This window comes from Salmonella sp. SSDFZ69, assembly GCF_004010755.1.
GTDB lineage: Bacteria > Pseudomonadota > Gammaproteobacteria > Enterobacterales > Enterobacteriaceae > Salmonella > Salmonella enterica.
Window position 1 is genome coordinate 2,894,150 of sequence record NZ_CP034831.1, and the last position, 25,754, is coordinate 2,919,903.

Here is a 25,754-nt window from a genome sequence, read left to right on the forward strand (position 1 = left end):
TATCAAACTGGCATAAAAAAAGCGCCCGAAGGCGCTTTTTAGAAGAGAAGAAAGCGAGGATTAGCCGATATATTCCAGTCCGTTCATGTACGGACGTAATACTTCCGGCACTTCAATGCGGCCATCAGCCTGCTGATAGTTTTCCATCACGGCCACCAGGGTACGACCTACCGCCAGACCAGAACCATTCAGGGTATGGACCAGACGGGTCTTTTTGTCGGACTTGCTGCGACAGCGTGCCTGCATACGACGCGCCTGGAAGTCCCAGACGTTAGAGCAGGAAGAGATCTCGCGGTAGGTATTCTGCGCCGGAACCCAGACTTCGAGGTCATAGGTTTTGCAGGCGCCGAAGCCCATATCGCCAGTGCACAGAATGATTTTACGGTACGGCAGTCCCAGTAGCTGGAGCACTTTTTCCGCGTGGCCGGTCATCTCTTCCAACGCAGCCATAGAATCTTCCGGGCGAACGATCTGCACCATTTCCACTTTGTCAAACTGATGCATACGAATCAGGCCACGGGTATCACGACCATAAGAACCTGCTTCAGAACGGAAACAAGGCGTATGCGCCGTCATTTTAATCGGCAGCTGATCTTCGTCGATGATTTCATCGCGTACCAGATTGGTCAGCGGAACCTCCGCCGTCGGGATCAAAGCATAGTTGCTGCTGTCTGCTTCTTCTTCCAGCGGACGGGTATGGAACAAGTCGCCTGCGAATTTCGGCAGTTGACCGGTGCCATACAGCGTGTCGTGGTTAACCAGATACGGCACGTAGTTTTCGCTATAGCCGTGCTGTTCCGTATGCAGATCCAACATGAACTGCGACAATGCGCGATGCATACGCGCAATCTGTCCTTTCATCACCACAAAACGGGAGCCGGTCAGCTTAACCGCGGCGGCAAAGTCGAGGCCGGAGTGCATTTCCCCTAAGGTGACGTGATCGCGGATTTCAAAATCAAACTCACGCGGGGTACCCCAGCGGCTGACTTCAACGTTGTCGTTTTCATCTTTACCTACCGGCACTTCATCCGCAGGCAGGTTTGGGATGGTCAGCGCGATATCGCGGATCTCCGCCAGCAAGGTATCCAGCTCGGCTTTCGCCGCATCCAGCTCTTCGCCCAGTTTATTCACTTCCAGGCGTAAAGGCTCGATATCTTCCCCGCGCGCTTTCGCCTGGCCGATGGATTTCGATCGAGAATTACGCTCCGCCTGCAGGTTTTCCGTGTTGACCTGCAAAACTTTACGACGCTCTTCAAGAGCGCGCAGCTTATCTACATCCAGCTTAAAGCCCCGGCGTGCCAGTTTTTCAGCGACTGCGTCTGGCTCATTACGCAGCAGATTGGGATCGAGCATGCTTATCCTGTGCTTATCGAATAATAAAAGGAAACGCGATCAATTGATGATCGCCTCTGATTGTATTGATGAACGTAAACCGCGTTTACGTAATAGCGACGTTTTCGCCTTACCAGACCGACGACAGCAACAACGCATCCATTGCGCTATACCCGCGGACCTCATAAGCAACGTGCTATCAGGCATAACGAGGTTCATCATCAACGCCATGATACCTGGAGCATCATATTTAGAGATAACCTTACCGCAACGTTTACACTAGCGGTAGCGTTTTGTGGGGCTATTTTGATCCTGTTCAGCCAGCCAGGCGAGCTTTTCGCCAATCTTGCCTTCCAGACCACGATTTGTCGGATGATAATAGCGCGTTTGCGCGATTTCCGGCGGGAAGTACACTTCACCCGCAGCATAGGCATTGGGCTCATCGTGGGCATAGCGGTACTCCTGGCCATAGCCCATCTCTTTCATCAGTTTGGTTGGCGCATTACGCAGATGGACAGGAACGTCATAATCAGGACGTTCGCGCGCGTCGGCCAGCGCAGCCTTAAAGGCGGTATAGACGGCGTTGCTCTTCGGCGCGCAGGCGAGATAAACGATAGCCTGCGCGATCGCCCTTTCGCCTTCAGCCGGGCCAACGCGGGTGAAACAATCCCACGCGGCAATAGCGACCTGCATCGCGCGCGGATCGGCATTACCCACATCTTCCGAGGCAATCGCCAGGCAGCGACGCGCCACGTACAGCGGATCGCCTCCCGCGGTAATGATACGGGCATACCAATAGAGGGCGGCATCCGGCGCGCTGCCGCGCACTGATTTATGTAAGGCGGAAATAAGATCGTAGAAGCGATCGCCTTTGTTATCAAAACGCGCGCTGCGCTCGCCGGCGATCTCGGTCAACAAGGCGGGCAATAAAACGCGTTTGCCGCTGTCATCCGCCTCCGCCATATCGGCCATCATTTCCAGCGTATTTAAGGCGCGCCGCGCGTCGCCATTGACCAGCTCAGCAATTGCTCGCCGTGTCTCATCCGGTAACACGATATCCTGATCGCCGTAACCACGCGTTTTGTCCTGCATCGCCTGGTCCAGTACTTGCTCAATATCGTCAGTGGTCAACGATTTCAGCAGATAGACCCGCGCTCGCGACAATAGCGCCGAGTTCAGCTCAAAAGAGGGATTTTCCGTGGTCGCGCCGATAAAGGTGATAGTGCCATCTTCGATATGCGGTAAAAAGGCGTCCTGCTGGCTTTTGTTAAAGCGATGCACTTCATCGACAAACAGGATGGTACGGCGACCAGCATTACGATTCTGGCGGGCGCGCTCGATAGCTTCACGAATCTCTTTTACCCCAGAAGTGACGGCGGAAATACGCTCGACATCGGCGCTGGCGTAGCGGGCGATCACTTCAGCGAGCGTGGTTTTCCCCGTCCCTGGCGGCCCCCATAAAATCATGGAGTGCAGATGCCCGGCCTCAATAGCGCGAGGCAACGGCTTACCTGCGGCCAGCAAATGCTGCTGGCCGATATACTGCGCTAAATTTTCCGGCCGCATTCGCGCGGCCAGCGGTTGAAACGTATTATCAGAAAAATCGAGCGACAGATTGCTCACTCATCGCCTCTACTTACGTTGGTCGTCTATCGTTACCCCTTGCGGCGGAGTAAACGTAAATTTTGACGGATCAACAGCGCCGTTTTGCTGGGATTTTAGCTGATAGGCGCTACGCTGATCGTCTTGTTCTACGGCGCTAAACTGGTGGATAGTCCCGTCGCGTCCCACATTGATGGTGAACTGTTTCAGATTGCCGTTGCTGGCTTTCGGCGTCAGCACAAAATTATCGCCATCCTGCTTAATATTATACTGCTGCCAGTCGCTGGCCTGGTTGCGGGCAATCAGCATAAACGGTGTATTTCCGGTGGCATCTTTCAACCACGTGGCGGTAGCCTGTTCTACAAACGGGTTATAGAACCATAACGTTTTGCCGTCAGAAACCAGAATACTCTCGTCAGGTTGCGTCATATGCCAGTTGAATAGATTTGGCCGCTTAACCCATAAATCACCCTGTCCCTCCTGCACCGCGGCACCGCTGCCATCGGTGACTTTTTGAGTAAAGGTGGCATGAAAGCTGCTCACTTTATCCAGACGGCTTTTCAGAGAGCTGGCGGCGTCAGCCCATACGCTGCTGGCTACAACGCTTGAAAGTAATGCACAGGCGATTGCCATTTTTTTCATCATTATTCCTCAGGTTTCGACACTCCCGACCAGGAGCTCCTTTTGCTTTCTATTCCAGGCCAAAAATCAGCATGAGGAAAGAAGAAAATACTGAATTTTGTTGCCGGATGGCAGCCTGCACAGCGCCATCCGGCTTACAGGTTTACTCAAAAGGCGGCGGAGCCAGCACTTCACGATTACCGTTATGCCCCTGAGCGCTGACAATACCCTGCGCTTCCATCTGTTCGATAATACGCGCCGCACGGTTATAGCCGATGCGGAACTGACGCTGAACGCCGGAAATGGACGCTTTACGCTTCTGGGTGACGAAATTAACGGCCTGATCAAATAGCGCATCTAATTCTTCGCCGCCGTCAAAACCGCCACCGCCACCTTCGCTTTCGCTGTCGGAGGTAATGCCATCCACATATTGCGGACGACCGCGCGCTTTCCAGTCCTGCACCACCGCATGGACTTCCTGGTCACGCACAAACGCCCCATGGACACGTACCGGCATGGTGGAGTTTGGTCCGGAATAGAGCATGTCCCCCATTCCCAATAGCGACTCAGCGCCACCCTGATCAAGAATAGTGCGGGAGTCGATCTTGCTGGATACGGTAAAAGCGATACGGGTTGGTATGTTGGCTTTAATTAAACCAGTAATCACATCGACCGACGGACGCTGCGTCGCCAGTACCAGGTGAATCCCCGCGGCGCGCGCTTTCTGCGCCAGACGCGCGATCAGCTCTTCAACTTTTTTACCGACGGTCATCATCAGGTCGGCAAATTCATCAACCAGTACCACGATATACGGGAGTTTTTCCAGAACCGGATGCTGAACATCCATACTGTCGCCCGGCTTCCAGTACGGGTCCGGAATCGGACGCCCCATGCGGGCCGCTTCGGCGATTTTCTCGTTATACCCAGCCAGATTACGCACGCCGAGCGCGGACATCAGCTTATAGCGACGCTCCATCTCATTGACGCTCCAGCGTAACGCGTTAGCCGCGTCTTTCATGTCGGTAACAACTTCCGTCAGCAGATGCGGTATACCTTCATAGACCGAGAGTTCTAACATTTTCGGGTCGATCATGATAAAGCGAACGTCTTCCGGCTGCGCTTTATACAGCATACTGAGGATCATGGCGTTAACCCCGACCGACTTACCGGAACCGGTCGTACCGGCCACCAGCAGGTGAGGCATTTTCGCCAGATCCGCCACTACCGGATCGCCCGCGATATCCTTACCTAACACCACGGTAAGCGGCGACGGATTCTCGCGGAATTTGGCGTTATCCAACACTTCGCGCAGATAAACGGTTTGCCGTTTCTTGTTCGGCAATTCCAACCCTACGTAAGGTTTGCCTGGAATGACTTCCACAACGCGTACGGCTACCGTTGACAATGAGCGCGCCAGATCCCGGGAAAGGTTGGAGATACGCGCCGCTTTAACGCCCGGGGCCAGATTCAGTTCAAAGCGAGTAATGACCGGGCCTGGCGAATAGTTCACCACATCAGCTTTAATGCGGAAATCCGCCAGACGCGCTTCAACCAGACGCGCCATTTGTTCCAGCGCAAAGGTATCTACCGGTTCAACTTCGCTCGGCGGCGGCGTCAGAAGATCTAATGAAGGCAGCGGCGTCGTCGGACGCTGCAATGGACGACTGTCGCCGTTACGCATCAACAGCGGGTGGATCAGGCTGTCTTGCGGCGCTGTCGGCTGTTGCGGCTGCTGATACTGCGGCTGCGGCGCTACCGGCTGTTGCGGCTGAGGCGCTACCGGCTGTTGCGGCTGCTGATACTGCGGTTGCGGCGCTACCGGCTGTTGCGGCTGCTGATACTGCGGTTGCGGCGCTACCGGCTGTTGCGGCTGCTGATATTGCGGCTGCGGCGTTACCGGCTGCTGCGACTGCTGATACTGCGGCTGCGGCGCTACCGGCTGTTGCGGCTGCTGATACTGCGGCTGCGGTGCTACCGGCTGCTGCGGCTGCTGATACTGCGGCTGCGGCGCTACCGGCTGTTGCGGCTGCTGGTACTGTGGCTGCGGCTGCGGCGCTACCGGTTGCTGAACAGGCGTTGACTCGGGCATGACACCCGGCGTGAACAGCGGTTCGTGCGGACCTTCATCAACCAATACTTTCATTGGCGAGAAATCCAGATCGTCCAGTGAGAACGGCTGCGCGCCAGCGGGTTGCTCGCCGGAATAGCGCTGTTGTTGCGAAGCGGCAAACTGGCGGGCTAATTCAGCTTCCGCAGCGGTATCGTCATCTTCTGCCTGTTGAGTATCGTGCTGATACGTCTCACCATAACGATGCTGCTGCGACTGCGCAAACTGACGGGCTAACTCGTCCTGATGCATTGCATCTATTTCTTCATCGGTTAGCTGCGCGCCCGTCTCGTACTGATTGCGCTCCGCCTCGCGGGCTTTTTCTTCTGCAATCCTCTGTGACGGCAGCTTAATACCGTACGACGCCAGTTCCCGTCGGGTCGGCACGCGAACGCGGTTCGGACGCGGCAGTTGCGGACCAATCCCCTCTTTCACCTGCGGACGCGGCGCGCCGCCGGTAGCCAGACTAAATGCAGGCGCAGCGGCCGCGGCGCCTGCTGCCAGGGCGCCACTCTTAATACCTGCGTCAAGCGACGCGGCGGCTACCGCTTCCACTGGCGGTATGGACGGCGCGACAGATACCGTAGGTTTGACCGGCACGTTCTCTTTTACCGGCTCCGGAATCGGTTGATACCATGCCGCCAGTTGTTCGCGCTCACGGGCGCGTTTCTCTTCCACCTCTTCAAAATAGTAAAGCGGAGGACGGGCGGGTCTGGTCTCTTCTGTGTCAGGTTCAGGCTCGGTGGTAACCGGCTGTTCGATAGCCGGCGGCGGCATGTGAGAAGGTTCAGCCGCTATCGGCTCCGGCTGATAAACCGGCGTCGGCTGATGGGTCGGCTCCGGCTGCCATTGCGGCTGTGTTTCCTGCGGCGCAAGAGAGTCATATTCTGCTGCGGTCGCTGGCGTCGCGGCGTATTGCGGCGCGGAAGCGACAGGCACAGGTTGCTGCCACGGCGCACTTTGCGCCTCCTGCGGTTGAGCATATTGCGGATGCGGCTGATACCCCTCCGGCGCAGGCGCGATAACCGGTTCGCCGGTTTGCGGCCCCGGTACGGGCTGCCACTCCACGGTCGGTTGCGCGACAACCGGCTCAGCCCCCGGCATGGGCGGCGTTTGCATTATGGGATCGGCGGACGCTGCCCACGTCTGGGTGACGGCGGTTGCAGCCGCAGCGGCGGCGACCGGTTCGGTGACAGAATGGCCGTTTAACAGCGGATCATATTCATCATATTCCGGCTGCGTCGCACGGTTGCCCGAAAACAGAACGTCGTCGGGATCGGCAGCGACGCCGCGCGCGCTATACTGAATGTCCTCGTCATCATCCATCCGTTTGCCGGAAAAGAGCGCGGCATCGGTCTGACGGCCCCGTGGATTGCTGAATTTTTCAGCCAGTCGCTTACGACGCGCCAACGCGCCGCGCAAAATACGCGCCCGGCGAGATTCACGCTGCACGCCGTCGGTTTCTTCATCGTATTCGTCATCATACTCTTCGTCGTCAACCCACGTATCATCACGCCGGGTACGGTTGCTGGCGAAGGTCAGTATATTAAGCAGCCAGCCGCCTAATTTTTCGGCGATACTAACCCAGGACCAGCCGGTAAAGAGCGTCAGCCCGGCAGCCCAAATACAGAGAAGCATTATCGTTCCGCCGCTACTATGCAACAACGGCTGCAGCGTGGTGCTTAACAGGCTGCCAATTACGCCGCCGGAGGCGAAATACCAGATATCGTCGGCATTAATGGCCGCCAGACCGCAGGAAGTGAGAATCAGCGCCAGCACGCCGATAAGGCGTAGCGACACAGCAAAATAGTCGATGTAATCATCCGTAGACTGATGACGCCACGCAAACCAACACCCGCCGACAATAATGACAGGGATGGTGTAGGCCATTACGCCAAAAATAAAGAACAGTGTATCGGCCAGCCACGCGCCCGGCGCGCCGCCTAAATTATGGATGGGTTCATGCCAGGCGGTTTGCGACCAACTGGGGTCCGAAGGGTTAAAGCTCAACAAGGCCGCCATCAACCAGACGGCAAAAAGGGCAATAAGTATCAACAACGCTTCCAGAAGTCGGCGCCCGCTGCTTAACTTCGTCAATGTGACGTCTTTGTCTTCAGTATATTCCTGGCTCAAAAAAGGCTCTCCAGGTTCCAGGCTTTTCCCGCCCGATGCTAAAACGGACAACAGCACCGGGTTGCCCCGGCACTGTTGCTGTATGGATTAACAGGAGTGTAATCAAACTACAGCGATTTTGCACCTGTTCCGTGTTAGCGTGTCTTAATAACCAGACGATTACTCTGTTTTACCTCTTCCATCACTACGTAAGTTCGGGTGTCGTTCACACCTGGCAAGCGCAGTAACGTCTCTCCCAATAGTTTTCGATACGCTGACATATCCGGTACACGGGTTTTCAACAGGTAGTCGAAATCGCCGGAAACCAAATGACACTCCTGAATCTCTTCAAGCTTTTGCACGGCGGCATTAAACTGTTCAAACACATCCGGCGCGCCGCGATTTAAGGTAATCTCAACGAATACCAGAAGTGACGCATCCAGATAATGCGGGTTCAACAGCGCCGTATAGCCCTGGATAAACCCCTGTCGCTCCAGCCGACGCACACGCTCAAGGCAAGGTGTCGGCGAAAGTCCTACTCGTTTAGAAAGCTCGACGTTGGAAATACGCCCATCCTTTTGCAGTTCATTAAGAATGTTACGATCGATACGGTCGAGATCTTTGCCAGGGCGCTTCTTGCTATCTACCATTATTATTGTCTCTCTGTATTCCTTCCCTACTCCTGCCTGACTCTACTCACATCACTGTTCAGAGTCGCTGCCCATCACAATAGACCGAAACCCAGAGGGATTAACGGCGCGCAATGCCTGGTCTATGGTGAGAAGACCGTTGCCTCGCGGCAGCTATCGACATCACGAATGGCGTCTGTCCACGCCATGCGTAGATTTCACTAGCCCGGTAAACATGGTATTTACATGCATGATTATGCAGCACATACATAACACAGTTTTTTTCTTCCTCGAATGTTTTCGCAAAACAGCAGGTGATTGTCAAAGCAAAACATCGATTTTTAGTACAACATGCCAGTTATTCATTAGAGAGGGCGGTAAACTGTCATTTCGTCACCTTATAAGTTACCGATTTTAATTAAAGTTTGTGATGATAACGCCGCTGTCGCGGTCGTTCATCGGTTCATGCTATTACACATATTGTTAACAAAATCGTTATGCTCTTTTTTTACGTCTGTAAATTCCCTACAATTCTGCTCATTGTCTGCCAACAACTATGGGGATCTCATGGGCACGACCAAACACAGTAAGCTGCTTATTCTGGGCTCAGGACCGGCGGGATATACCGCGGCGGTGTATGCCGCGCGCGCAAATTTACAGCCGGTACTTATTACCGGTATGGAAAAAGGCGGTCAACTGACTACCACGACGGAAGTGGAAAACTGGCCCGGCGATCCAAACGATTTGACCGGCCCGCTGCTAATGGAACGCATGCATGAACATGCGGCAAAATTTGAAACCGAGATAATTTTTGATCACATCAACAAAGTGGATCTGCAAAATCGTCCGTTCCGTCTGACAGGTGACAGCGCAGAGTACACTTGTGATGCGTTGATCATTGCGACCGGCGCTTCCGCGCGCTATCTGGGGCTGCCATCGGAAGAAGCCTTTAAAGGGCGCGGCGTTTCCGCCTGCGCAACCTGCGACGGTTTCTTCTACCGCAATCAGAAAGTGGCGGTGATCGGCGGCGGCAACACCGCGGTTGAAGAAGCGCTTTATCTGTCCAACATCGCTTCGGAAGTGCACCTTATCCATCGCCGTGACGGTTTCCGCGCTGAAAAAATCCTCATTAAGCGCCTGATGGATAAAGTCGAAAATGGCAATATCATTCTGCACACCAACCGGACGCTGGAAGAAGTGACCGGCGATCAGATGGGCGTTACTGGTCTGCGTCTTCGCGACACGCAGCAAAGCGATAATATTGAGACGCTGGACATCGCCGGACTTTTCGTAGCCATCGGTCATAGCCCAAACACGGCGCTCTTCGAAGGCCAGCTTGAGCTGGAAAATGGTTATATCAAAGTTCAGTCCGGCACCCATGGCAACGCCACACAAACCAGCATCCCTGGCGTATTCGCGGCGGGTGACGTCATGGATCATATTTACCGTCAGGCGATCACCTCTGCAGGTACGGGCTGTATGGCGGCGCTGGATGCTGAACGCTATCTCGATGGTCTGGCCGACGCGAGCAAATAGTTTTTACAAATCAGTAACAAAAGTAAAAAAGGCGACTATAAGTCGCCTTTATTTTTGCGTCGTTGTAACATTGCCCTGCCTGAAATTCCAATAACTCACCTGCTAAGCGTGCAATGAATAAAACCCGCCAAAAAGAGCTGACCCGCTGGTTAAAACAGCAAAGCGTAATCTCCCAACGGTGGTTGAATATTTCCCGCCTGTTGGGGTTCATGAGTGGCGTATTAATTGTCGCTCAGGCCTGGATCATGGCGCGTATCCTGCAACATATGATCATGGAGAACATTCCACGGGAAGCGCTGTTGCTCCCTTTTATCCTGCTGATACTGGTCTTTGTCCTCCGCGCCTGGGTGGTGTGGTTGCGCGAGCGCGTCGGTTTTCATGCCGGACAGCATATTCGCTTTGAGATCCGCCGTCAGGTGTTGGATCGTCTGCAGCAAGCCGGCCCAGCCTGGATTCAGGGCAAGCCCGCCGGTAGCTGGGCGACGCTGGTGTTGGAACAGATTGACGATATGCATGACTATTATGCGCGCTATCTGCCGCAAATGGCGCTTGCCGTTTGCGTACCGCTCTTAATCGTGGCGGCGATTTTCCCGTCAAATTGGGCGGCGGCGCTGATTCTGCTGGGCACTGCCCCGCTCATTCCCCTATTTATGGCGATGGTGGGGATGGGCGCGGCTGACGCCAACCGCCGCAATTTCCTGGCGCTTGCCCGGCTAAGCGGCCATTTTCTTGACCGTCTGCGCGGGATGGAAACGCTGCGAATTTTCGGTCGTGGTGAAGCGGAAACAGAGAGCATTCGCGCAGCATCGCAGGATTTTCGTCAGCGCACGATGGAAGTACTGCGCCTCGCCTTTTTATCTTCCGGCGTGCTGGAGTTTTTCACCTCGCTTTCTATTGCGCTGGTCGCCGTTTATTTTGGCTTCTCTTACCTGGGCGAGCTGAACTTTGGTCATTACGGTACCGGTGTGACGCTCGCCGCCGGGTTCCTCGCCTTGATCCTCGCGCCGGAGTTTTTCCAGCCATTACGCGACCTCGGCACGTTTTATCATGCTAAGGCGCAGGCGGTTGGCGCGGCGGATAGTCTGAAGACGTTTCTGGAAACTCCCCTCGCCCACCCGGCGCGCGGCGAAGTTGAGCTGGCGGAAAACGAACCTGTAACCATTGACGCAGTCAATCTTATTATCACCTCGCCAGAAGGCAAAACGCTTGCCGGGCCGCTGAATTTCTCACTAGCGGCAGGAGAACGCGCCGTCCTGGTAGGACGCAGCGGTTCCGGTAAAAGCACTCTGTTGAATGTATTATCCGGTTTTCTCTCCTATCAGGGATCTTTGCGTATTAACGGTGTCGAGCTTCGCGATCTCTCGCCGGAATCCTGGCGCCAGCATCTCTCCTGGGTTGGGCAAAACCCGCAATTACCTGCGGCGACGCTACGCGAAAATGTATTACTGGCGCGCCCGGACGCCAGCGAGCAGGAACTTTATGCCGCGCTTGACGCCGCATGGGTAAGCGAGTTTTTACCGCTGCTGCCGCAGGGAGTAGACACCCCGCTCGGCAATCATGCCAGCAGACTTTCCGTCGGCCAGGCACAGCGCGTAGCGGTCGCCCGTGCGCTACTTAATCCCTGTCAACTGCTACTGCTGGATGAACCGGCGGCAAGCCTGGACGCTCACAGCGAGCAACGCGTCATGCAGGCGTTAAAAGCGGCGTCAAAACGCCAGACCACATTAATGGTGACGCATCAGTTGGAAGATCTCGCCGACTGGGACGCTATCTGGGTTATGCAAGATGGCGCGATTGTCGAACAAGGCAGTTATGCCGAACTCAGCGCCGCCAACGGCGCTTTTGCGACGTTATTGGCTCATCGTCAGGAGGATATTTAAATGCGCGCGCTACTCCCTTATCTGACGCTTTATAAACGCCATAAATGGATGCTAACGCTGGGAATTGCGCTGGCAATCCTGACCCTGCTTGCCAGTATCGGGCTGCTGACGCTTTCCGGCTGGTTCCTGTCCGCGTCCGCTATCGCAGGCTTCGCGGGAATTTACAGTTTTAACTATATGCTCCCGGCAGCCGGCGTGCGCGGCGCGGCCATTACCCGTACCGCTGGTCGTTATTTTGAACGTCTGGTAAGTCATGACGCCACGTTCCGCGTGCTGCAACATCTGCGTATTTATACCTTTAGCAAACTTTTACCGCTCTCCCCCGCGGGTCTGGCGCGATATCAGCAAGGTGAACTGCTGAACCGCATCGTTGCCGACGTTGACACGCTGGATCATCTCTATTTGCGCGTCATCTCCCCGCTGGTCGGCGCTTTTGTAGTGATTATGATTGTCACCCTGGGGCTTAGCGTTCTCGACGTGACGCTGGCGATCACGCTGGGCGGCATTATGCTGTTGACGCTGTTTATTATGCCGCCGGTGTTTTATCGCGCCGGCAAAAATACCGGCCAAAATCTGACGCATCTACGAGGTCAGTATCGCCAACAGCTCACGTCATGGTTACAGGGCCAGGCGGAACTCACCATTTTTGGCGCCAGCAAACGCTATCGGGCGCAAATGGAAGCCACCGAATTACAATGGCATGAGGCCCAACGCCGACAGTCTGAACTGACCGCCTTATCGCAGGCGTTAATGCTGCTGATTGGCGCGCTGGCGGTGATGTTAATGTTGTGGATGGCCTCCGGCGGCGTTGGCGGCAATACGCAGCCCGGCGCGCTCATCGCGCTGTTTGTCTTCTGCGCGCTGGCGGCTTTCGAGGCGCTTGCGCCCGTTACCGGCGCATTCCAGCATCTGGGGCAGGTTATCGCCTCTGCGCTTCGTATCACTGAATTAACGGAGCAAAAACCGGAGGTGACCTTTCCGCAGGCAGAAACTCCCGCGCCGGAAAAGGTCACACTCACCCTGCGGGACGTTTCGTTTCGTTATCCCGACCAGCCGATTAATGCGCTCAATGCCCTCTCATTACAGGCTAATCCTGGCGAGCATGTCGCTATTCTGGGGCGTACCGGCTGCGGAAAATCAACGCTGTTGCAGCTACTCACCCGCGCCTGGGACCCGCAACAAGGCGAAATTCTGCTCAACGATCTTCCGCTATCCTCGCTGAGCGAATCCGCCTTACGCCGGACTATCAGCGTGGTGCCGCAGCGTGTCCACCTGTTCAGCGCCACGCTGCGTGATAATTTATTACTGGCGGCGCCCAATGCCAGCGACGAAGCCCTTTCCGACATGCTGCGTCGCATCGGCCTCGAAAATCTGCTCGAAGATAGTGGGCTTAATAGCTGGCTCGGCGAAGGCGGTCGCCTGCTATCCGGCGGCGAACTTCGTCGTCTGGCCATCGCCCGCGCGCTGTTGCATGATGCTCCGTTAATGCTGTTGGATGAGCCCACTGAGGGGCTGGATGCGACCACCGAGAGCGAAATGCTGGAATTACTTGCCGATGTGATGCGCGAGAAAACCGTCCTGATGGTGACTCACCGTTTGCGCGGTCTGGCCCGTTTTGATCAAATCATCGTAATGGACGACGGGCGCATCATTGAGCGAGGCACTCATGCAGAATTGTTAGCCGGACAAGGGCGCTATTATCAGTTTAAACAACGTCTGTAAGCTATTATTGAACGATCCGACTTGCGTACTGGAGTTTCGCCGTCATGCGTCTGGTTCAGCTTTCCCGACATTCTATCGCCTTCCCTTCGCCGGAAGGCGCTTTACGCGAGCCTAACGGTTTACTGGCACTGGGCGGCGATCTCAGCCCTGCCCGGTTGTTAATGGCCTACCAGCACGGGATTTTCCCGTGGTTTTCGCCGGGCGACCCGATTCTGTGGTGGTCGCCCGATCCGCGCGCCGTGCTGTGGCCTGAAAAGTTTCACCTCAGTCGCAGCATGAAGCGCTTTCACAACGCATCTCCTTACCGCGTGACGCTCAATTACGCTTTCGATCGGGTCATTGATGGATGCGCCAATCACCGTGACGAAGGCACCTGGATAACGCGTGGTATTGAGGAAGCCTATCGCCGATTACATGAATTGGGCCACGCGCACTCCATTGAAGTGTGGCGCGATCGGGAACTGGTCGGCGGGATGTATGGCGTCTCGCAGGGGGCGCTGTTTTGCGGCGAATCGATGTTTAGCCGCCAGGAGAATGCTTCTAAAACCGCACTGCTGGTTTTTTGCGCTGAATTTATCCGTCACGGCGGTAAACTTATTGATTGTCAGGTACTTAATAGTCATACCGCCTCGCTCGGCGCCATTGAAATTCCACGTCGTGACTACCTCGATCACCTCGCGGCCTTACGCCAACAGCAGCTGGCCTCCCGTTTTTGGGTGCCGCGGACATTATTTTTGCCCCGGAAGTGAATGTTTTCGGCACATTTTTTATTGGGGTGTTATAATTGCTGCCGCAGAATTGGTTTAGCTCATTATCCCGCAGCCCGTTGTCAGGTAACGCCCATCGTTTATTTCACCGTTCCCTTATATGTTGCGCTTATGTCGATACATCAGGCGGTAGTATCAGGGAAAAGGTGTATAACGCGGCGTTGTCGTGTGTCGCGGAATCATGTGCTAAACCTGGTTTGCTGTGTTTTAAACGCACAAATCTTTACTTATCAAAAGAAGTTCGGCATTATCTTGCCGGTTCAAATTATGGTAGTGATACCCCAGAGGATTAGATGGCCAAAGAAGACAATATTGAAATGCAAGGTACCGTTCTCGAAACGTTACCTAATACCATGTTCCGCGTAGAGTTAGAAAACGGTCACGTGGTTACTGCACACATCTCCGGTAAAATGCGTAAGAACTACATCCGCATCCTGACGGGCGACAAAGTGACCGTTGAGCTGACCCCGTACGACCTGAGCAAAGGCCGCATTGTCTTCCGTAGTCGCTAATTGTCTCCTCACGCCCTGAAGGGCGCTGGATAAAAGGTCGGTTTAACCGGCCTTTTTTGCGTCCATTAAGTCGATGAATGACGAGCAGGTTACTCTTCCACCATCCGCGCATACTCTTCCGTCAAAAAATCGACCAACGCGCGTACGGAAGGTAATAATCCTCGCCGGGATGGGAACACAGCATGAATAACCTCCCGCCGGGGCTCCCACTCTTCCAGCACCGCGACCAGTTCACCGGCGGCCAGTTGTTCTTTCACCATTAAGACAGGTAACTGCACAAGCCCCACGCCCGCCATCGCCGCCTCGCGTAGCGCCAACATGTCTGTAGTAATCATACGCGGGGTAAAATGGACTTCCGCACGCGCGCCCTGCGGGCCGTAAAGTTCCCAGCGGTGGATATGCTTGCCGGATGCAAGACTTAGCCCTGGCCAATGGCTCAACTCCGCCGGCGCGGAAGGGATTCCCATCCGTGCGATAAGATCCGGGCTGGCAAACAGGCGATGCCCTCTGTCAGCCAGGACGCGCATCACCAGGTCGCTATCCTCAAACGGGCGCGGCCTGACGCGAATCGCCACATCCACCCCCTCCCCTACGACGTCCACCCGACGATTGGTTGCTTCAAGCTGTAGCGAAACATCAGGATAACGCGCCATAAATTTCGCCAGCATTGGGCCGATGTGTACATGCAGCAGCGTCACCGGGCAGGTCAGCTTCACGATACCGCGAGGCTCTACCTGCAATGCGGCAATGGCATCCTGCGCCGCCTGAGCTTCCACCAGCATCGCTTTACAGTGCTCATAGAATGTTTGCCCCACTTCGGTAACGTTAAACTGCCGGGTGGTTCGCTGAATCAATCGCACGCCCAGCCGTTCCTCCAGTTGCGCAATACGCCGGCTCAGTTTTGATTTTGGTTCATCAAGCGCACGCCCCGCCGCGGCAAACCCACCCTCTTCGACCACATGCACAAACCACGCAAAATCATTGAGATCCGTTTTTATCATTATATTGTCCTATTAATGGAACGGTATGAGCCATTTTAGCCACTACCGAACCTTTTGTCATGAATATAAGCTTATTCACATCAAGACAACGCCACTGAGGAGAACACCATGAAACAGATTACAGGCGTCTATACCGCACCTCGCCCGCACTGGGTTGGCGATGGATTTCCGGTTCGTTCACTCTTTTCTTATCAGTCACATGCGCAGCAGTTGAGTCCATTCCTGCTGCTGGATTATGCCGGGCCGCACACATTTACGCCGGGTAATGAAAAACGCGGTGTTGGGGAGCATCCACACCGCGGTTTCGAGACCGTGACGATTGTTTATAGTGGCGAAGTCGAGCATCGGGACTCTACCGGTCGCGGCGGCGTTATCGGCCCGGGCGACGTTCAGTGGATGACCGCAGGCGCAGGCATTTTGCATGAAGAGTTCCATTCCGACGCGTTTACCCGTCGGGGCGGCGAACTGGAAATGGTGCAGTTGTGGGTTAACCTTCCAATGAAGGACAAAATGACCACCCCGGGTTATCAAAGCATTACCCACGATGTTATCCCGACCGTTACGTTGCCGGATGACGCCGGAGTCGTGCGGGTCATCGCAGGGCGTTATGAAGAGACAAAAGGCCCGGCGCACACTTTCTCGCCGCTCAATGTCTGGGATATGCGCCTGCAACGCAATCGCCAGCTTACATTGGCACAGCCGGAAGGATGGAGCACCGCGCTGGTGGTACTGAAAGGCAATATCACGGTGAACGGCACGACGCCGGTCAACGAAGCGCAACTGGTGGTGTTGAGCCAGCAAGGGAAAACGCTGCACCTTGAGGCCAGCAGCGACGCCAGCGTATTGCTGTTATCAGGCGAGCCGCTGAATGAACCGATTGTGGGTTACGGCCCATTTGTTATGAACACGAAACAAGAGATCGCAGAAGCAGTCCGCGATTTCAACTCCGGCCGTTTTGGCCAAATCTGAAAACATGAAGGAGAACACGATGTCAAGTCCTGCTAATTTTAATGGTTTGCGCCCGGTAATTGATGTTAACGATTCCGTGATGCTTTTAATCGATCATCAAAGCGGTCTTTTCCAGACCGTAGGCGATATGCCAATGCCGGAATTACGCGCTCGCGCCGCGGCGTTGGCGAAGATGGCGACGTTAGCGAAAATGCCGGTCATTACCACGGCATCCGTACCGCAAGGTCCGAACGGCCCGCTGATCCCGGAGATCCACGCTAATGCGCCACATGCGCAGTACATTGCGCGCAAAGGTGAAATTAACGCCTGGGATAACGAAGATTTCGTTAAGGCGGTAAAAGCGACGGGTCGTAAGACGCTGATCATTGCCGGGACGATTACCAGCGTGTGCATGGCATTCCCGGCCATTAGCGCGGTAGCGGAAGGCTATAAGGTATTTGCCGTGATCGACGCATCCGGCACCTACAGTAAGATGGCGCAGGAGATCACCCTGGCGCGTATCGTACAGGCTGGCGTCGTACCGATGGATACTGCCGCAGTCGCCTCTGAGCTGCAAGGCACCTGGAACCGTGAAGACGCCGCCGCGTGGGCCGACGTTTATACTCAGGTATTCCCGGCCTATCAACTGCTGATCGAAAGCTACAGCAAAGCGCAGGATGTGGTGAAAAACAACGAAATGTTGGATTCACAGCGCTAATTTGCCTCCCCGCGCCAGTTTGGGCGGGGATTATGTCTATTGCATGAGCAAACGACAGTGAATCTGTAAATTCTGCTTGACCGTTTTAGCGCAACTCCCTATAGTAGCGCCCCGTTGCCCCCCAAGTGGTCAGGCAGCAATACAATATGGTGAGGTGTCCGAGTGGCTGAAGGAGCACGCCTGGAAAGTGTGTATACGGCAACGTATCGGGGGTTCGAATCCCCCCCTCACCGCCATATTTAAGTTGAGAGCCTGTACAGAAGTACGGGCTTTTTGCTTATATGTATCCCCCAAACCAAGGGGGGGATGAGAACCACCGACCGGGGTTCGACAACTGGCGCAGCCAGTTGGACAGACCGGGTGCGCAGCGAACGGGCTGCCCCGAAGGGGCGAGCAAAGCGAGTCAATCCCCCCCTCACCGCCATATTTAAGCTGAGAGCCTGTACAGAAGTACGGGCTTTTTGCTTATATGTATCCCCCAAACCAAGGGGGGATGAGAACCACCGACCGGGGTTCGACACAAAAACGCCGGGAGCGTTTTTGAACAGAGCTTGCTCTGGCCCCGAAGGGGCGAGGCCCAGGGATGGGCTGAGTAGCGGCGCAGCCAGTTGGACAGACCGGGCGCGCAGCGAACGGGCTGCCCCGAAGGGGCGAGCAAAGCGAGTCAATCCCCCCTCACCGCCATATTCAAGAAAGAGCTCGTACGAAAGTACGGGCTTTTGTATCTAAACCTATTGTTTTTACTGTGATTTTCCTGATGAAGGTTCGTTTTTTGACCTTTGGTTGCTACACTAAACTTACTATAGATTGTGTAAAACAGCCCCACTCCCCTACCTGAAACGCTTTAGAAAAGTTTGCATAAGTATCTCTCGGTAGTAAAAAAGCACCGAGTTCCTCTGTCTGATGCTGCCGTTGCTTTATTAGAAGGCTTACCGCGTTTGAAAAATAACAATCATGTATTCCCTGCCCCTCGCGCTGAAACACTTTCTGATATGTCGTTATTGGCTGTATTGAAGCGAATGGAATATACCAACTTAACGCAGCATGGCTTCCGTTCTACTTTCCATGAGTGGGCTGGTGAAACAACGGACTATCAACGTGAGGTTATTGAACATGCGTTGGCGCACCAGTTGGCAGATAAGGCTGAAGCAGCGTATCAGCGTGGGACGTTATGGCCTAAACGGGTGGCGTTGATGGATGATTGGACGGGGTATAGCACTGCCAACAGCTAAGCTACCTGTACGAAAGCATTATCGTTGATAACAATGTAGAAAGTGTGATGCTAATAGCATTCGCTTTCGAAAATGTGATAAGCAATAATTTTATAATGAACTATTTCTTATATAATTATTATCATGGTTTGCAAATTACATAAACCACTCAAGGAGAGGTTATGCCCGGACTGATAGGCTACTGGAAGCAACTTCCAACCAAAGATGAATATATTAAAAAACACAATATGAGTAAAATATCCTGCTACAGTTGTGGTCACGAGAAATTCAGCGATGTTGGTTTGATACAGGTATGGGATAATCACAGAAGAATTCTTTGTGCTAAGTGTAAGACTACTCTTTTCAGAGAAGAGGATTAGTTTTTTGGCATTGGTAACAGCGGCTTCAGCATCCCTTTTCACACAGCGGGGCGGGCTTTTTTTCGCATTAACCCCCCCGTCGATTACCGGATGATGACGCAATTTACAAGCGCCTTGTCCGCCTACCGCGAGCACAACACCATCAGGCTAACTATTAGCCGGCATAAAAAAACCGGGCGCTAAGGCCCGGTTTGTACGGCAGTGAAACGAAGATTAATGCGCGGCTTCCGGCTTGTGCTTTTGCGCACTCTGGAAGCCATACGTCAACGCATTTTTCTCTTTATCCAGCGCGACGGTGACCTGTCCGCCGTCAACCAGCGATCCAAACAGCAACTCATTGGCCAGCGGTTTTTTCAGGTTGTCCTGAATCACACGCGCCATTGGACGTGCGCCCATCGCCCGGTCATAGCCCTTTTCCGCCAGCCAGTCGCGCGCTTCCTGACTGACTTCCAGGGAGACGCCTTTCTGATCCAACTGAGCCTGCAACTCGACGATAAACTTATCGACAACCTGATGAATCACCTCGCCAGACAGATGATCGAACCAAATAATGTTGTCGAGACGGTTACGGAACTCCGGCGTAAACACTTTCTTGATCTCGCCCATCGCATCGGTACTGTTGTCCTGATGAATAAGACCAATAGATTTACGTTCGGTTTCTCGCACGCCGGCGTTGGTGGTCATCACCAGCACCACGTTGCGGAAATCCGCCTTACGGCCGTTGTTATCGGTCAGCGTACCGTTATCCATCACCTGCAGCAGCAGGTTAAAGACATCCGGGTGCGCTTTTTCGATCTCATCCAGCAACAGCACCGCATGAGGATGCTTAATCACCGCATCCGTCAGCAGCCCACCCTGGTCGAAACCGACGTATCCCGGAGGCGCGCCGATCAAACGGCTCACCGTATGACGCTCCATATATTCGGACATATCGAAGCGCAACAGCTCAATACCCAGCGCTTTTGAAAGCTGTACCGTAACTTCAGTTTTCCCTACGCCAGTTGGCCCGGCGAACAAGAATGAGCCGACAGGTTTATGCTCATGGCCCAACCCCGCACGACTCATCTTAATAGCTTCGGTCAGCGCCTCAATCGCGTTATCCTGGCCGAAGACCAGCATTTTCAGACGATCGCCCAGGTTCTTCAGCGTATCGCGATCGCTCTGCGAGACGCTCTTTTCAGGAATTCGCGCAATTCGCGCCACTACGGACTCAATATCCGCCACGTTGACCGTTTTCTTACGTTTGCTCACCGGCATCAGACGCGCCCGAGCGCCCGCTTCGTCAATCACGTCAATGGCTTTATCCGGCAGATGGCGGTCATTGATATATTTTACCGCCAGCTCGACCGCCGCACGCACCGCTTTTGCGGTATAACGCACGTCGTGGTGCGCTTCGTACTTAGGTTTCAAGCCGTTGATAATTTGCACCGTCTCTTCCACCGAAGGCTCGGTAATATCAATTTTCTGGAAACGGCGCGCTAATGCGCGGTCTTTCTCAAAAATATTGCTGAATTCCTGATAGGTCGTTGAGCCGATCACCCGGATCTTGCCGCTGGAAAGCAGCGGTTTAATCAGATTTGCCGCATCCACCTGTCCGCCCGACGCCGCGCCAGCGCCGATAATGGTATGGATTTCATCGATAAACAGGATGCTGTTGGTATCCTGCTCAAGCTGTTTCAGCAACGCCTTAAACCGTTTTTCAAAATCGCCGCGGTATTTGGTGCCCGCCAGCAGCGAACCGATATCCAGCGAGTAAATGGTGCAATCGGCCATCACTTCCGGCACATCGCCCTGCACGATACGCCAGGCCAGCCCTTCGGCAATCGCCGTTTTGCCAACACCGGATTCCCCTACCAGCAACGGGTTATTTTTACGGCGACGACACAAGACCTGGATCGCGCGTTCCAGTTCTTTTTCACGACCAATCAGCGGATCGATGCCGCCCACGCGAGCAAGTTGGTTAAGATTCGTCGTGAAGTTTTCCATACGTTCCTCCCCGCCAGCTTGTTCGTCGCCAGTTGGCTGATTGCCGAGATCGGAAGATTGGCTCGGTTCGTCTTTTCGCGTCCCGTGAGAAATAAAGTTCACGATATCCAGACGGCTCACTTCATGCTTGCGCAGCAGATAAGCCGCCTGTGATTCCTGTTCGCTAAAGATAGCCACCAGCACATTCGCGCCAGTCACTTCACTACGCCCGGAAGACTGAACGTGGAAGACGGCACGTTGCAGGACACGCTGGAAACTTAACGTCGGCTGCGTATCACGCTCTTCTTCACTGGCAGGCAGTACGGGTGTGGTTTGTTCAATGAAGGCTTCGAGTTCCTGACGGAGCGCCACCAGATCCACGGAGCATGCTTCCAGCGCTTCGCGAGCCGATGGGTTGCTGAGCAGCGCCAGCAACAGATGCTCGACGGTCATAAACTCATGACGGTGCTCGCGCGCTCTGGCGAAAGCCATGTTTAAACTGAGTTCCAGTTCTTGATTGAGCATAGGCACCTCCCCCAATTTTTATACCTGCATTCAGGCTTTTTCCAGCGTACACAGCAACGGATGCTCGTTCTCCCTTGCATACTTGTTCACCATCGCCACTTTGGTTTCCGCCACCTCGGCGGTAAACACGCCGCAGATAGCTTTGCCTTGATAGTGAACCGCAAGCATCAATTGCGTTGCACGTTCTACATCATAAGAAAAGAATTTTTGTAACACGTCAATAACAAACTCCATCGGAGTGTAGTCATCATTGACTAATATCACTTTATACATAGATGGCGGTTTTAGCGCGTCGCGCACGCTATCTTCCACCAACTGGTCAAAATCCAGCCAATCGTTCGTCTTACCCATTGTCAGTCGTCATTATCGGTTACGGTTGTCGGCAGGAAAATCTGCCGCTGACCAGAGTCTATGCACACAATCAATCTACCTCAATTGATAGATAACTAACATCTATCAGTACCATCCGCGACATCTGTCACATTCCCGGCAATAGCGTTAACTGCTTCAAATTTTTGATTCATTTTTACCCGATCCCCCCTGCCTGATGCTTGACGCCTCGCCTGATTTCTCTAAATTGTAATGTCGAGAGTTGGTGAGGTTTTGAACAGCCCCCACTCCGTCACCGGTTCATTCCATCTTACTTATATAAGATTTACGAAGGATGTCGAAGCATGGAAACGGGTACTGTAAAGTGGTTCAACAATGCCAAAGGGTTTGGTTTCATCTGCCCTGAAGGCGGCGGCGAGGATATTTTCGCCCATTATTCCACCATTCAAATGGATGGTTACAGAACGCTTAAAGCCGGACAGTCTGTCCGGTTTGATGTCCACCAGGGGCCAAAAGGCAATCACGCCAGCGTCATCGTGCCCATCGAAGCAGAGGCCGTTGCATAGCTCCTCTGTCTCATTGTGTACATCCAGGAGGCAAAATGCCAGCCCGATCGGCTGGCATTTTTATTTAACGCCAGTGCCTGGTGGCGACACTGTTGCATCTTATCAGGCCGACAAATGACGTCAGCAAGATTACTCCCTTGCCAGCGCATCCACCGGGTCCAGTCGCGCCGCGTTTCTCGCCGGTAGCCAGCCAAACAGTATCCCGGTAAATGTCGAACATAAAAACGCGCTCGCCAGCGCAGTCAGTGAAAAACCGATCTCCCAGCCGGGCAGGAAAAGCTGTAGCATAAATGCGATGAACATCGACAAGCTAATCCCCAGCGCTCCACCAACCAGGCAAACCAGCACCGCTTCAATAAGAAACTGCTGTAGCACATCGCTGGCGCGCGCGCCTACCGCCATACGGATGCCGATTTCACGCGTTCGCTCGGTGACGGAAACCAGCATAATATTCATGACGCCGATGCCGCCGACAACCAGCGAAATGACGGCCACCAGCGTCAGAAATAACTGAAGAGTATAGGTGGTTTTTTCAGCTGTTTTCAGGACGCTGTCCATATTCCAGGTGAAGAAGTCTTTTTTACCGTGGCGTAAGGTGAGCAGGCGGGTAAGCTGCTGTTCAGCCTGATCGCTATCAACGCCATCTTTCACACGAACGGTGATCGAGTTAAGCCATGACTGTCCCATTATGCGATCTGACATCGTGCTATAGGGCAACCAAACTTGCAACAGATTGCTATTGCCGTACATGGACGGTTTCTCTTCCGCCACGCCAATAACAATAACCGGCATATTACCCACCAGCACCACTTCCCCTACGACATTCGCTTTATTTGGAAATAGCTGGCGTCGCGTGTTGGCATCCAGCACCACCACCTGCGCGCGATCCTGTTGCTGTACAGCATTGAAGGTGTTCCCCTCCCTAAAGGACATGCCGTAAACGTTAAAATAATCGCCACTGACGCCATTAGCATTTACGGCAATATCAATATTGCCATAGCGAAGACGTAAGCTCTTTGAAACGCTGGGCGTCGCAGAGTTAACCCACGGCTGTTTCTGAATAGCGACCAGATCGTCATATTTCAGCGCCTGTCGATACTGCGGGTTGTCGTCGCCAAAATCTTTGCCTGGATGAATATCAATCGTGTTAGTGCCCATAGCGCGGATATCCGCCAGTACCATCTGTTTTGCGGCGTCGCCGACCACCACAATCGACACCACTGACGCAATACCGATAATAATTCCCAGCATGGTCAGTAAAGTACGCATTTTGTTAGCGGCCATCGCTAACCACGCCATCGACAGCGCTTCGCGAAAGCTGCTGGCAAATTGCCGCCAGCCGGGAGCCGTATTAACTACGGCAGCGTCAACGCCCTGTTCGCGTTTCTTTTCCTGCGCGGGCGGATTATGGACAATCTTGCCATCGTGAATTTCAATAATCCGCTCCGCCTGGGCGGCAATCAGCGGATCGTGCGTCACAATGATCACCGTATGTCCGCGATCGCGCAGTTGGCGCAAAATCGCCATCACCTCTTCGCCGGAATGGCTATCCAGCGCGCCGGTCGGCTCATCTGCCAGAATCACCTGTCCGCCGTTCATCAGAGCGCGGGCAATACTGACACGCTGCTGCTGTCCGCCAGAAAGCTGTGAAGGTGGGTAATCGACGCGATCGCTTAATCCCAGCCGCAAAAGCAACTCTCTGGCGCGCGCCTGGCGTTTTTTGCGTTCAATGCCGGCGTAGACGGCGGGGATTTCAACATTTTGCGCTGCCGTTAAATGCGACAACAGATGGTAGCGCTGAAAGATAAAGCCAAAATGCTCACGCCGCAGCTGCGCCAGCGCGTCCGGGTCCAGCGTCGAGACGTCCCGCCCCGCCACCCGATAAGTGCCGCTGGTCGGTTTATCCAGGCACCCGAGGATATTCATCAGCGTTGATTTTCCAGAACCGGAAACGCCGACGATCGCCACCATCTCCCCGGCGTGGATTTGCAGGGAGATATCTTTCAACACCGCCACCTGCTCTTCTCCGGAGGGGTAGCTGCGACTCACATTGCGCAGTTCAAGCAATGCCGTCATGGCGTCGCTCCTGGCCTGCTCTCACCGATGATCACCTCATCGCCCGCTTCCAGACCTTTAACCACTTCCACGTCTGTATCGTTACGCTCGCCAATGATCACTTCGCGCTCACGTTTTTCGCCGTTACGCAACAGCGCCACTTTATAACGATTGCCGCCCACCGGTTCGCCAAGCGCGGCGAGAGGAATAATCAACACATTTTTGACATCCATGAGTTGAATATAAACCTGTGCGGTCATATCAAGACGCAAGATTCTTTTGGGATTCGGCACTTCAAACCGGGCGTAATAAAAAATAGCATCGTTGATCTTTTCCGGCGTCGGCAGAATATCTTTTAAAACGCCTTCATAGCGCGTTTGCGGATCGCCTGCAATGGTGAACCATGCTTTCTGCCCCGCCCGAAGATGGATCACGTCCGCTTCCGAGACCTGCGCTTTTACCAGCATAGTGCTCATATCCGCCAGCGTCAGAATATTGGGCGCCTGCTGAGCTGCAATCACCGTTTGTCCTTGCAGGGTAGTGATTTGCGTCACTTCCCCCGCCATGGGAGCAACAATACGGGTATATTCCAGGTTGGTTTTCGCGGTGTCCAACGAGGCCCGATTACGTTTGATCTGGGCATCTATGGTGCCAATACGCGCCTGTTTAACCGCCATCTCCGTCGCCGCGGTATCCAGATCCTGTTGCGATACCGCCTGAGTCTTAGCTAACTGCTGCTGGCGCGCCAGCGTAACCCGCGCCAGCTTTAACTCAGCGGCTGCCTGCTGACGCTCTGCGTTCAGCTCCATCAGGGTGGCCTCGACCTCTTTTATCTGGTTCTCCGCCTGATCCGGATCAATCACGCCGAGTAGCTGATCTTTTTTAACGTTATCGCCAATGGAGACCAGCAGCGTTTTCAACTGGCCGCTCACCTGCGCGCCGACATCCACTTTACGCAACGCGTCCAGTTTTCCAGTCGCCAGTACACTCTGTTCAAGATCGCCTGGCCGCACGATTAATGTCTGATAAGTTGGCAGCGGCGCATTTAGCATTCGCCAGCCAGCCATCCCCCCCACTAAAAGAATTAAAATAATGACCAGATAACGCTTTTTAAATTTCTTTCCCTTAGCACGCATAGAAACCCTGACGGCAAAATTTCAACCAGAAAGTAAACCGTATCTAAACAAACCTGACACAATAAAGATAGCGTCGGCTGTATTGACGATTGGTTAATG

The 25,754-nt window shown here is 54.1% G+C and carries 20 protein-coding genes, 1 tRNA gene, 1 other RNA gene and 1 pseudogene; 12 read left to right on the forward strand and 11 right to left on the reverse strand.

The window, feature by feature from the left end:
* Window positions 1–60 precede the first annotated feature (60 nt).
* The 5 genes from serS to lrp form a co-directional block, all read right to left on the reverse strand.
* On the reverse strand, window positions 61–1,353 hold the full coding sequence (gene serS, locus EOS98_RS14550) for a serine--tRNA ligase (RefSeq protein WP_000886697.1): 1,293 nt from the start codon (window positions 1,351–1,353) through the stop codon (window positions 61–63).
* A gap of 258 nt (window positions 1,354–1,611) precedes the next feature.
* Entirely contained in the window at window positions 1,612–2,955 is a 1,344-nt protein-coding gene (gene rarA / locus EOS98_RS14555; RefSeq protein WP_000067785.1) for a replication-associated recombination protein RarA, read from the reverse strand.
* A gap of 9 nt (window positions 2,956–2,964) precedes the next feature.
* Window positions 2,965–3,576: an outer membrane lipoprotein chaperone LolA gene (gene lolA, locus EOS98_RS14560; protein ID WP_001519746.1), complete on the reverse strand. Its 612-nt coding sequence runs from the start codon at window positions 3,574–3,576 to the stop codon at window positions 2,965–2,967.
* A 142-nt stretch (window positions 3,577–3,718) separates the two neighbouring features.
* Window positions 3,719–7,795, reverse strand: a complete 4,077-nt coding sequence (gene ftsK / locus EOS98_RS14565; protein WP_126524162.1) for a DNA translocase FtsK — start codon at window positions 7,793–7,795, stop codon at window positions 3,719–3,721.
* Between the two features lie 134 nt (window positions 7,796–7,929).
* On the reverse strand, window positions 7,930–8,424 hold the full coding sequence (gene lrp / locus EOS98_RS14570) for a leucine-responsive transcriptional regulator Lrp (protein ID WP_000228469.1): 495 nt from the start codon (window positions 8,422–8,424) through the stop codon (window positions 7,930–7,932).
* Between the two features lie 546 nt (window positions 8,425–8,970).
* Between lrp and trxB the strand changes: the two genes are divergently transcribed.
* The 5 genes from trxB (at window position 8,971) to infA (ending at window position 14,820) form a co-directional block, all read left to right on the forward strand.
* Window positions 8,971–9,939, forward strand: coding sequence for a thioredoxin-disulfide reductase (gene trxB, locus EOS98_RS14575; protein ID WP_000537406.1), 969 nt, complete (start codon window positions 8,971–8,973; stop codon window positions 9,937–9,939).
* Window positions 9,940–10,052: 113 nt separating this feature from the next.
* Window positions 10,053–11,819 carry a heme ABC transporter permease/ATP-binding protein CydD gene (gene cydD / locus EOS98_RS14580; protein WP_001044545.1) on the forward strand — a complete coding sequence of 589 codons (1,767 nt, stop codon included), beginning with the start codon at window positions 10,053–10,055 and terminating at the stop codon, window positions 11,817–11,819.
* A complete protein-coding gene (gene cydC, locus EOS98_RS14585; RefSeq protein ID WP_126524163.1) occupies window positions 11,820–13,541 on the forward strand; it encodes a heme ABC transporter ATP-binding protein/permease CydC in 1,722 nt (573 codons plus the stop codon).
* A 44-nt stretch (window positions 13,542–13,585) separates the two neighbouring features.
* Complete coding sequence (gene aat / locus EOS98_RS14590; RefSeq protein ID WP_126524164.1) at window positions 13,586–14,290, forward strand: leucyl/phenylalanyl-tRNA--protein transferase; 705 nt, start codon at window positions 13,586–13,588, stop codon at window positions 14,288–14,290.
* A gap of 311 nt (window positions 14,291–14,601) precedes the next feature.
* Window positions 14,602–14,820 (forward strand): translation initiation factor IF-1, encoded by a 219-nt coding sequence (gene infA / locus EOS98_RS14600; RefSeq protein WP_001040187.1) that lies wholly within the window; start codon window positions 14,602–14,604, stop codon window positions 14,818–14,820.
* 89 nt (window positions 14,821–14,909) lie between these two features.
* On the opposite strand, the gene EOS98_RS14605 is transcribed toward infA, so the two are convergent.
* Complete coding sequence (locus tag EOS98_RS14605; RefSeq protein WP_000597928.1) at window positions 14,910–15,821, reverse strand: LysR family transcriptional regulator; 912 nt, start codon at window positions 15,819–15,821, stop codon at window positions 14,910–14,912.
* Between the two features lie 108 nt (window positions 15,822–15,929).
* On the opposite strand from EOS98_RS14605, the gene EOS98_RS14610 reads away from it, so the two are divergent.
* The 6 genes and pseudogenes from EOS98_RS14610 to EOS98_RS14640 all read left to right on the forward strand — a co-directional run bounded on the left by EOS98_RS14610 (window position 15,930) and on the right by EOS98_RS14640 (window position 19,078).
* Window positions 15,930–16,790: a pirin family protein gene (locus EOS98_RS14610; RefSeq protein WP_000809969.1), complete on the forward strand. Its 861-nt coding sequence runs from the start codon at window positions 15,930–15,932 to the stop codon at window positions 16,788–16,790.
* A gap of 19 nt (window positions 16,791–16,809) precedes the next feature.
* Window positions 16,810–17,487 carry a hydrolase gene (locus EOS98_RS14615; RefSeq protein WP_000097893.1) on the forward strand — a complete coding sequence of 226 codons (678 nt, stop codon included), beginning with the start codon at window positions 16,810–16,812 and terminating at the stop codon, window positions 17,485–17,487.
* Window positions 17,488–17,635: 148 nt separating this feature from the next.
* A tRNA-Ser gene (locus tag EOS98_RS14620) sits at window positions 17,636–17,723 on the forward strand.
* Between the two features lie 49 nt (window positions 17,724–17,772).
* A non-coding RNA gene (locus EOS98_RS14625) (RtT sRNA) lies at window positions 17,773–17,911 on the forward strand.
* Between the two features lie 454 nt (window positions 17,912–18,365).
* Window positions 18,366–18,719: pseudogene (locus EOS98_RS14635) on the forward strand (tyrosine-type recombinase/integrase); the annotation flags it as partial.
* Between the two features lie 161 nt (window positions 18,720–18,880).
* Entirely contained in the window at window positions 18,881–19,078 is a 198-nt protein-coding gene (locus tag EOS98_RS14640) for a hypothetical protein (protein ID WP_001117984.1), read from the forward strand.
* Window positions 19,079–19,291: 213 nt separating this feature from the next.
* On the opposite strand, the gene clpA is transcribed toward EOS98_RS14640, so the two are convergent.
* From clpA to EOS98_RS24895, 3 genes are all read right to left on the reverse strand, one after another.
* Window positions 19,292–21,568: an ATP-dependent Clp protease ATP-binding subunit ClpA gene (gene clpA, locus EOS98_RS14645; protein WP_000934064.1), complete on the reverse strand. Its 2,277-nt coding sequence runs from the start codon at window positions 21,566–21,568 to the stop codon at window positions 19,292–19,294.
* 30 nt (window positions 21,569–21,598) lie between these two features.
* Entirely contained in the window at window positions 21,599–21,919 is a 321-nt protein-coding gene (clpS, locus tag EOS98_RS14650) for an ATP-dependent Clp protease adapter ClpS (protein ID WP_000520789.1), read from the reverse strand.
* 95 nt (window positions 21,920–22,014) lie between these two features.
* Window positions 22,015–22,092, reverse strand: a complete 78-nt coding sequence (locus tag EOS98_RS24895) for a hypothetical protein (RefSeq protein WP_212742690.1) — start codon at window positions 22,090–22,092, stop codon at window positions 22,015–22,017.
* A 150-nt stretch (window positions 22,093–22,242) separates the two neighbouring features.
* Between EOS98_RS24895 and cspD the strand changes: the two genes are divergently transcribed.
* Window positions 22,243–22,464 carry a cold shock-like protein CspD gene (gene cspD, locus EOS98_RS14655; protein ID WP_000447499.1) on the forward strand — a complete coding sequence of 74 codons (222 nt, stop codon included), beginning with the start codon at window positions 22,243–22,245 and terminating at the stop codon, window positions 22,462–22,464.
* A 129-nt stretch (window positions 22,465–22,593) separates the two neighbouring features.
* Here the strand turns inward: cspD and macB are convergent, their stop codons facing one another.
* Both macB and macA read right to left on the reverse strand, forming a co-directional pair.
* Window positions 22,594–24,540, reverse strand: coding sequence for a macrolide ABC transporter ATP-binding protein/permease MacB (gene macB, locus EOS98_RS14660; RefSeq protein WP_000125894.1), 1,947 nt, complete (start codon window positions 24,538–24,540; stop codon window positions 22,594–22,596).
* Window positions 24,537–25,655 carry a macrolide transporter subunit MacA gene (macA, locus tag EOS98_RS14665; RefSeq protein ID WP_001201754.1) on the reverse strand — a complete coding sequence of 373 codons (1,119 nt, stop codon included), beginning with the start codon at window positions 25,653–25,655 and terminating at the stop codon, window positions 24,537–24,539. The genes macB and macA overlap by 4 nt, the downstream gene beginning before the upstream one ends.
* Between the last annotated feature and the right edge of the window lie 99 nt (window positions 25,656–25,754).